Genomic DNA, 6,633 nt, shown 5'->3' with positions numbered 1-6,633 from the left:
AGGAGCTCGCCCGCAAGCTCTCCATCAGCTACGACCAGCACGGGTACTACGTCGAGGCCCACCCGAAGCTGCGGCCCGTGGAGACGAACACGGGCGGCATCTTCCTCTCCGGGGCCTGCCAGGGGCCCATGGACATCCCGGACTGCGTGGCCCAGGGCTCGGCGGCCGCCTCGAAGATTCAGATCCTCTTCGCCTTCGACGAGCTGGAGCGCGATCCCGTCGTCGCCCGCGTCAACGAGACGACCTGCATCGGCTGCTGGGACTGCGTCAACGTCTGCCCCTACCAGGCCATCACCAAGAAGGACATCCTCAACCGCCAGGGCGAGTTGATCCGCCGGGTGGCCGAGGCCAACCCGGGGCTGTGCCAGGGTTGCGGGCTGTGCTCGGCGGTCTGCCGTTCCAACTCGGCCCAGTTGGCCGGTTTCAACGACAGGCAGCTTTTTGCCGAGATACAGTCGCTGTGAACCATTCCCCCTCTCCCCTTTGGGGAGAGGGCCGGGGTGAGGGGTTAGCGAAAAATGTCCACCCCTGCCCGCGGGAAGGCGAGGTAATCCTTCCCATGCATAATATGAAGGAAAGACCTTCAACCCAAGAGATACTGAACTCACTAGAGGAGCTGATCAAACTACACTACGGAAAAAACGCGGATGGACCTGAAGCATCTCGTGTACGTGAACACCTAACCAAACTAATTCTCGAAAATAAAGACAATGTTCCGACCTATGAAGAGTTCTTTAATACAATTAAAGCCAAAGATAAGTGGCATGGAAGGGAGAAGGAAAGCAGGCTCATCATTGCCGAGGAATATGCTGCAAAATGTGTTACAGATATTGATAAAGATACGAGAAAAAGAATGAAAGAAATAATATGTAAATCAATCCAAGACGAATGGGGATGCCGAAAGCTTGAAAGTGAGCTTTATCACAACTTTAAGAGCCTTCAACGCGACTGGCGGCGAATCGCGCTTACCGAGACCGCCAGAATCTCAAATTACTCTTACCTACTACGGGTTGGACCGGGCAATTACGTAACTTGTCCTCAAGTAGCCGGTGCCTGTGACTGGTGCGCTAGCAAACTCGAACACAAGGTATTTCTTATTGTATCCAATCCGATGGTAGACGACCGGATAGAAGATAAATACGCGGAACAAGCGGTATGGATAGGAAAGTCAAATGTTGGGCGTCATAGATGTTTAACCAAAGAGGGCACAAAAAGAAAAAGAGATTATCACAAATTATGGTGGCCTTGCTGCCCAGGGCACCCTCACTGTCGGCACGTCTTCATCAAACACAACCTCATGTACGGGCCGCCAGGGCCGCGCCTTCCGATGAGTGAGGCAGAGCTGGCGGCATCCCCGAACAAGCCAGCTTGGCTGATTGGGATAAACACAGAACAAGCTGAATACAACGAGTCACGTAGAAATCAAAAAGATTAAAAGAAGGATAACAAGGAGTTACCCCGTGGCGCAAAAGGAAGTCCTGACCACCAAGACCGCCGACGAGCTGGTCATCGAGGAAACGGCCGTCCCCCTGGAGAAGACGGAAAAACCCGAACCCTCCGGGAAGTGGGAGCCGCGCATCGTCGCCTTCGTCTGCAACTGGTGCACCTACCTGGGCATGGACCTGGCGGGCACCAGCCGCATGAAGTACCAGGCGAACGTCCGCGTCATCAAGCTGCCGTGCTCGGCGCGCATAGACCCGCTCTTCATCATCAAGGCCTTCGAGAACGGGGCCGACGGCGTCCTGGTCTCGGGCTGCCACCCCGGCGACTGCCACTACAGCACGGGGAATTACCACGCCCGGCGGCGCTGGACCGTCTTCCGCGAACTCTTCACCTTCCTCGGCCTGGACCTGAATAGGCTCCAGTTCTCCTGGGTCTCGGCGGCCGAGGGCGTCAAGTGGGTCAAGGTCATCAACGAAGTGACGGACAAGGTGCGGGAGCTTGGGCCGCACACCGACTACCACAACCTCTCCAGGTAAGGACATGGAAACAAAGCTGCGCGAGCTGGCGAAAAAGCTCCTCGAATCCGGCGAGGCCGACGTCGTCATCGGCTACGGAAAGCACCACGACGAGCGGCGGCGGGCGCCGGTCTTCATCACCGACCCGGCGGACGTGGAGCAACTCGTCTTCGACGAGCGCTGCCTGAACAACCTCGCCGGGTATCTGAACAAGCGCTACAAGCTCCTGATGGCCGAGTTCTCCAAGCCGGCGGTCGTGCTGAAGGGCTGCGACGCCAAGGCCGCCGTGGGGCTCATCCAGGAGGCCCAGCTCGACCCGGGCTCCGTCACCCTCATCGGCGTCTGCTGCTCCGGCGTGCTTCCGGGCCACGACGACGCCGACGGCGAGCGTCCCTTCAAGTGCTCCGTCTGCGACGTCCACCGGCCGAAGAACACGGCCCACGTTGTCGGCGACATCCCCGAGGACCCGGCGCTCACGGAGTATCGCCCTAGCGAACAGGCCGCGGAGCTGGCCGGAAAAACCCGGGAGGAGCGCTACGCCTTCTGGCGCGAGGAGTTAGCAAAGTGCATCCGGTGCCACGCCTGCCGCGCGGCGTGCCCCCTGTGCTCCTGCGAGCGGTGCATCGCCGACTCGAACCAGCCCCAGTGGGTTCCCACGTCGGGCCACGAGCTCGGGAACTGGAGCTGGAACATCGTGCGGGCCTTCCACCTGGCCGGGCGCTGCATCGGCTGCGGCGAGTGCCAGCGGGCCTGCCCCGTGGGCATCCCGTTGGATTTATTGAACCAGCACCTGCGGAAAATCGTCGGCGAGCGCTTCGGCTACGTGGCCGGCCTGGACCCCGAGGCCCGTCCGCCGTTGACCACCTACACCGAAAAAGACGCCGAGGAGTTTATCCGGTAGCGGACGCGGGGATGACCGCCCGAAAGGTGTGACCTTCTCGTCGCGATACAGGGGTGCAGCGCCCCGCGCTGCCGCCGAGGAGTTTATCCGGTAGCGGACGCGGGGATGACTGCCCGAAAGGTGTGGGGGCGACCCGTAGGACAAGTCCTCTGCGGTCGCCCGCGGGCGGGGACAGAGCCCCGCCCCTACGAGGGATAGACCAACGTCATCTTAACCAGAGGGAAACCATGCGCGAGGGCAAGCTGCGGGAACTGAACGACCTCTTCCAGGCGCTCGCGGGCGACAACTACCGCATCGTCGGGCCGAGGAAGACGCGGTCTCCGCGGGGCGACGAAGTCGTATTCGCCGAGCTCTCCTCGATGGAGGACTACGAGACCGGGTACGTCGCCACCGCCAACTCCGCCAAGGACTTCATCTTCGCCCGGACCGAGCCGATTCTCGCCTTCGACTACGATGCAACCCAGACGCGGGTCCGCGACCTCCTCCTCGACGTGTACCCGCCCACGGTGATTCTCGGCGCCCGGCCCTGTGACGCCCGCGGCATGCAGAGCCTGGACGCGGTCTTCGCGGGGGAGTACGAGGACGACTTTTATCTGAAGAGGCGCGCCGCCACGATCATCGTTGCCGTGAGCTGCACCGCCGCCGACGACGCCTGTTTCTGTACCTCCACCGGCGGACGGCCCGACGGCGTCGAGGGCGCGGACATCCTCCTGACCCCCCTCGCCGACGACGGCTACTACGTCGAGACCGGCAGCGCCAAGGGCGAGGAGCTTTTGGCCAAGCACGAGAAGATATTCGCCCCGGCGCCCGACCGCGCCCTGCGCGACAAGGCCATCGAGAAGGCCTACAAGGACCTGCGCCACGACCTCACCGAGGCCCCGGAGCGGATCAAGCCCTGGCTCGACGACTACTCCAACTACGACTCCGAGAAGTGGCCGAAGCTGGTTTTCCGCTGCCTCTCCTGCGGCGCCTGCACCTACGTCTGCCCCACCTGCCACTGCTTCGACATCGTGGACGAGGGCAAGCTGGGCGCCGGCGAGCGCAAGAAGAACTGGGACGCATGCCAGTTCGATCACTTCACCCTCCACGCCTCGGGCCACAACCCGCGCGAACGCCAGCCCCTCCGCTGGCGCAACCGCTTCACCTGCAAGTTCAAGATTTTCCTGGACAAGTGGAACCTGCCCGGCTGCGTCGGATGCGGGCGCTGCATCCGCGTCTGCCCCGTCGGCCAGGACATCACCGAGGTCATGGCCGCCGTGGCCGAGCTCGGGGAATAGAGGCTCGAAACTGCGGCTCCGACTCACCACGACGAGAAACCGGTCGGGATTAAGGGTCACGTGACGGACACCGCTCACCGTTTCGCGATAGAGACCCGCGGCCTGACCAAGTTTTACAAAAAGACGCGGGGCATCGAGGACGTGGACCTGGAGGTGGAGCCGGGGGAAATCTTCGGTTTCATCGGCCCCAACGGCGCCGGCAAGTCCACCACCATCCGCACCCTGTTGTCCCTTTTGTGCCCGACCCGCGGCGAGGGGAGAATCTTCGGCCTGGACATCGTTCGGGACGCGAAAGCGATAAAAAGGCGCGTCGGGTATCTGCCCGCGGAGGTGAACTACTACGACCGCCTGAGGGTGGGAGAGCTTCTGGCCTACTCGGCCCGCTTTTACGGTATGGAGAACCGGAAACGGACCGTGAATCTGGCGGAGGCGTTCAATGTGGACCTCGCGCGCAGATTCGCCGATCTCTCCCTGGGCAACAAGAAGAAGGTGGCCATCCTGGCGGCGCTCCTCCACTCGCCGGAGCTGTTGATCCTGGACGAGCCGACCGGCGGCCTGGACCCCCTCATCCAGGCCCGACTCACCGAGACGCTGCGCGAGGAGAACGCCCGGGGGACGACGGTCTTCTATTCCTCCCACGTTCTCTCCGAAGTGCAGAAAATCTGCGGCCGGGTGGCGATTCTCAAAGGGGGCCGGGTCGTCGGCGTCGAGGAGATCAGCTCCCTGCGCCGGAAGCAGCTCAAGAAAGTCCGTCTGAGCTTAGGCGCCGCCCCGGAGCCCGGCGCGTTCGACGTCGAGGGCGTGCACGACTTCGAGGTGAAGGACCGCGACTGCCGCTTTCTCTTCGACGGGCGCCCGGGAGACCTCCTCGCGCTTCTGGCGGGCATGCCGGTCAACGACGTGACCCTCGAGGAACCGGACCTCGAGGAAATCTTCCTCCACTTCTACAAAGAGGAGGAGACAAGGGGTTTAAACCCCTTGCCTTCCCTTAAAGAGGGCGGGGAAGGTTGAACGCGAACATCTTTTTCATGGAGCTGCGGCGGCACCGGCGGGGGATTCTCATCTGGTGCGCGGTCCTGGTCGGACTGAACACCTTCATGATGTTCTTCTACCCGGTGGTGATCGGGAGCGGGGTTTTCGAGCAACTGGACTCCTTCTTCAAGAATCCCTTCTTCAAGGGGATGCTGACCACCTTCGGCGTGAACATGGAGAACATGACCAGCGTGCTGGGCTACTACGTGACCTACAACGCGGTCTACACCATGCTCCTGGGCAGCATCGTGGCGATTCTTCTGGGCGCGGGGCTCGTCGCCCGCGAGGAGACGGAGAAGACGGCCGAGTTCCTCCTGACGAAGCCCGTAACGCGGGGCGAGGTGCTCAACTCGAAGATGGCGGCCCTGGGGTGCTCGTAACCGGGCTCAATCTGGCCGTGGTCCTGGCCGGCCTCGTCCTGTTGGCGGCCTTTACCGACGCCCCGTACGACGTCGGCGCCTTCCTGACCGTCTCGTGGCAGACCTGGCTGTTGATGCTGGCCTTCGGCGCGGTGGGGTTCCTCGTCGCCGCCCTGGCGAAGCGGGCCCGCGCGGTCACCGGGGCGTGCCTCGGAATCGTCCTGGGATTCTACTTCGTCAGCGGGCTCTCACGGGTATCCGAATCCACGAGGGCTATCGGATTTATAAGCCCCTTCCGCTTCGTCCAGACCGAGATTATGGCCGGAGCGTCCGGCGGCGGCTGGTGGAGGGCGGCCTATTTCATCGGCCTCGCCGCGCTCTGTGTACTGGTCTCGCACCTCGTTTACCGGCGTAAGGACATACTTTTGTAAAGCTCACAAACCGCCCGAAAGGACGGAGCATATGCCCAACGTCTACGCGCCCCTGTTGGCGGAAATCAAGGAAATCTTCCAGGAGACCCCCGATACCCGGACCTACCGGCTCGAGTTCGCCGACGAGAAGCTCCGGGATAAGTTCGCCTTCGAGCCGGGACAGTTCGGCGAGTACTCGGCCTTCGGCGAGGGGGAGTCCACCTTCTGCATCGCCAGCTCCCCCACGCGAAAAGGTTTCATCGAGTGCACGTTCAAGGAGGTGGGGCGCGTAACCGGCGGCCTCTCGCGCCGGAACGCGGGAGACCCCGTCGGCTTCCGCGGCCCCTACGGCAACCACTTCCCCTACGAGCTCATGAAGGGGAAGAACCTGCACATCGTCGGCGGCGGCATCGGCATCGCCCCCCTGCGCAGCCTCATCTGGTTCGTCCTGGACAACCGCAAGGACTACAAGGACATCACCATCCTCTACGGCGCGCGCTCCGTCGGCGACTTGCTCTACAAGCGCGAGTTCGACGAGTGGGTCAAGAGAGGCGCGAAGCTCATCCTCACCGTGGACCCCGGCGGCGAGACCCCGGACTGGAAGGGCAAGATTGGCTTCGTGCCCCCGGTGATGGAGGAGGTGGGCCTGGACCCGAAGGACGCCTTCGTCGTCACCTGCGGCCCGCCGATAATGAT

Annotated in this window: 9 protein-coding genes; all 9 read left to right on the top strand. The window is 62.5% G+C overall.

Going from position 1 to position 6,633, the window contains the following annotated elements; translation table 11 throughout:
* On the top strand, positions 1 to 464 hold a 464-nt coding region (locus NTW26_01015; protein ID MCX7020855.1), incomplete at its 5' end, for a 4Fe-4S binding protein.
* A gap of 95 nt (positions 465 to 559) precedes the next feature.
* Positions 560 to 1,435: a hypothetical protein gene (locus tag NTW26_01010; GenBank protein ID MCX7020854.1), complete on the top strand. Its 876-nt coding sequence runs from the start codon at positions 560 to 562 to the stop codon at positions 1,433 to 1,435.
* A gap of 94 nt (positions 1,436 to 1,529) precedes the next feature.
* A complete protein-coding gene (locus NTW26_01005) occupies positions 1,530 to 1,979 on the top strand; it encodes a hydrogenase iron-sulfur subunit (GenBank protein MCX7020853.1) in 450 nt (149 codons plus the stop codon).
* Positions 1,980 to 1,983: 4 nt separating this feature from the next.
* The gene (locus NTW26_01000; protein MCX7020852.1) at positions 1,984 to 2,859 is read left to right on the top strand and encodes a 4Fe-4S dicluster domain-containing protein; all 876 of its coding nucleotides are present in this window, start codon (positions 1,984 to 1,986) and stop codon (positions 2,857 to 2,859) included.
* 227 nt (positions 2,860 to 3,086) lie between these two features.
* Positions 3,087 to 4,136 carry a 4Fe-4S dicluster domain-containing protein gene (locus NTW26_00995; GenBank protein ID MCX7020851.1) on the top strand — a complete coding sequence of 350 codons (1,050 nt, stop codon included), beginning with the start codon at positions 3,087 to 3,089 and terminating at the stop codon, positions 4,134 to 4,136.
* A gap of 60 nt (positions 4,137 to 4,196) precedes the next feature.
* Positions 4,197 to 5,147, top strand: a complete 951-nt coding sequence (locus tag NTW26_00990; GenBank protein ID MCX7020850.1) for an ABC transporter ATP-binding protein — start codon at positions 4,197 to 4,199, stop codon at positions 5,145 to 5,147.
* On the top strand, positions 5,144 to 5,548 hold the full coding sequence (locus tag NTW26_00985) for an ABC transporter permease subunit (protein ID MCX7020849.1): 405 nt from the start codon (positions 5,144 to 5,146) through the stop codon (positions 5,546 to 5,548). Before NTW26_00990 ends, NTW26_00985 begins: the two co-directional genes overlap by 4 nt.
* Positions 5,539 to 5,958 (top strand): hypothetical protein, encoded by a 420-nt coding sequence (locus NTW26_00980; protein ID MCX7020848.1) that lies wholly within the window; start codon positions 5,539 to 5,541, stop codon positions 5,956 to 5,958. Before NTW26_00985 ends, NTW26_00980 begins: the two co-directional genes overlap by 10 nt.
* A 31-nt stretch (positions 5,959 to 5,989) precedes the next feature.
* A partial coding sequence (locus NTW26_00975) for an FAD/NAD(P)-binding protein (GenBank protein ID MCX7020847.1) occupies positions 5,990 to 6,633 on the top strand: 644 nt, incomplete at its 3' end.

The sequence above is a fragment of the bacterium genome (assembly GCA_026398675.1).
GTDB lineage: Bacteria > RBG-13-66-14 > RBG-13-66-14 > RBG-13-66-14 > RBG-13-66-14 > RBG-13-66-14.
The sequence above is the reverse complement of the archived record's forward strand: the minus strand, read 5'-3'. Positions and strand labels throughout refer to the sequence as shown.

Excerpts from the sequence above, each read along its gene's own strand:
- NTW26_01010 (MCX7020854.1), top strand. The coding sequence starts at position 560 with ATGCATAATATGAAGGAAAGACCTTCAACCCAAGAGATACTGAACTCA.
- NTW26_01000 (MCX7020852.1), top strand. The coding sequence starts at position 1,984 with ATGGAAACAAAGCTGCGCGAGCTGGCGAAAAAGCTCCTCGAATCCGGC.
- NTW26_00995 (MCX7020851.1), top strand. The coding sequence starts at position 3,087 with ATGCGCGAGGGCAAGCTGCGGGAACTGAACGACCTCTTCCAGGCGCTC.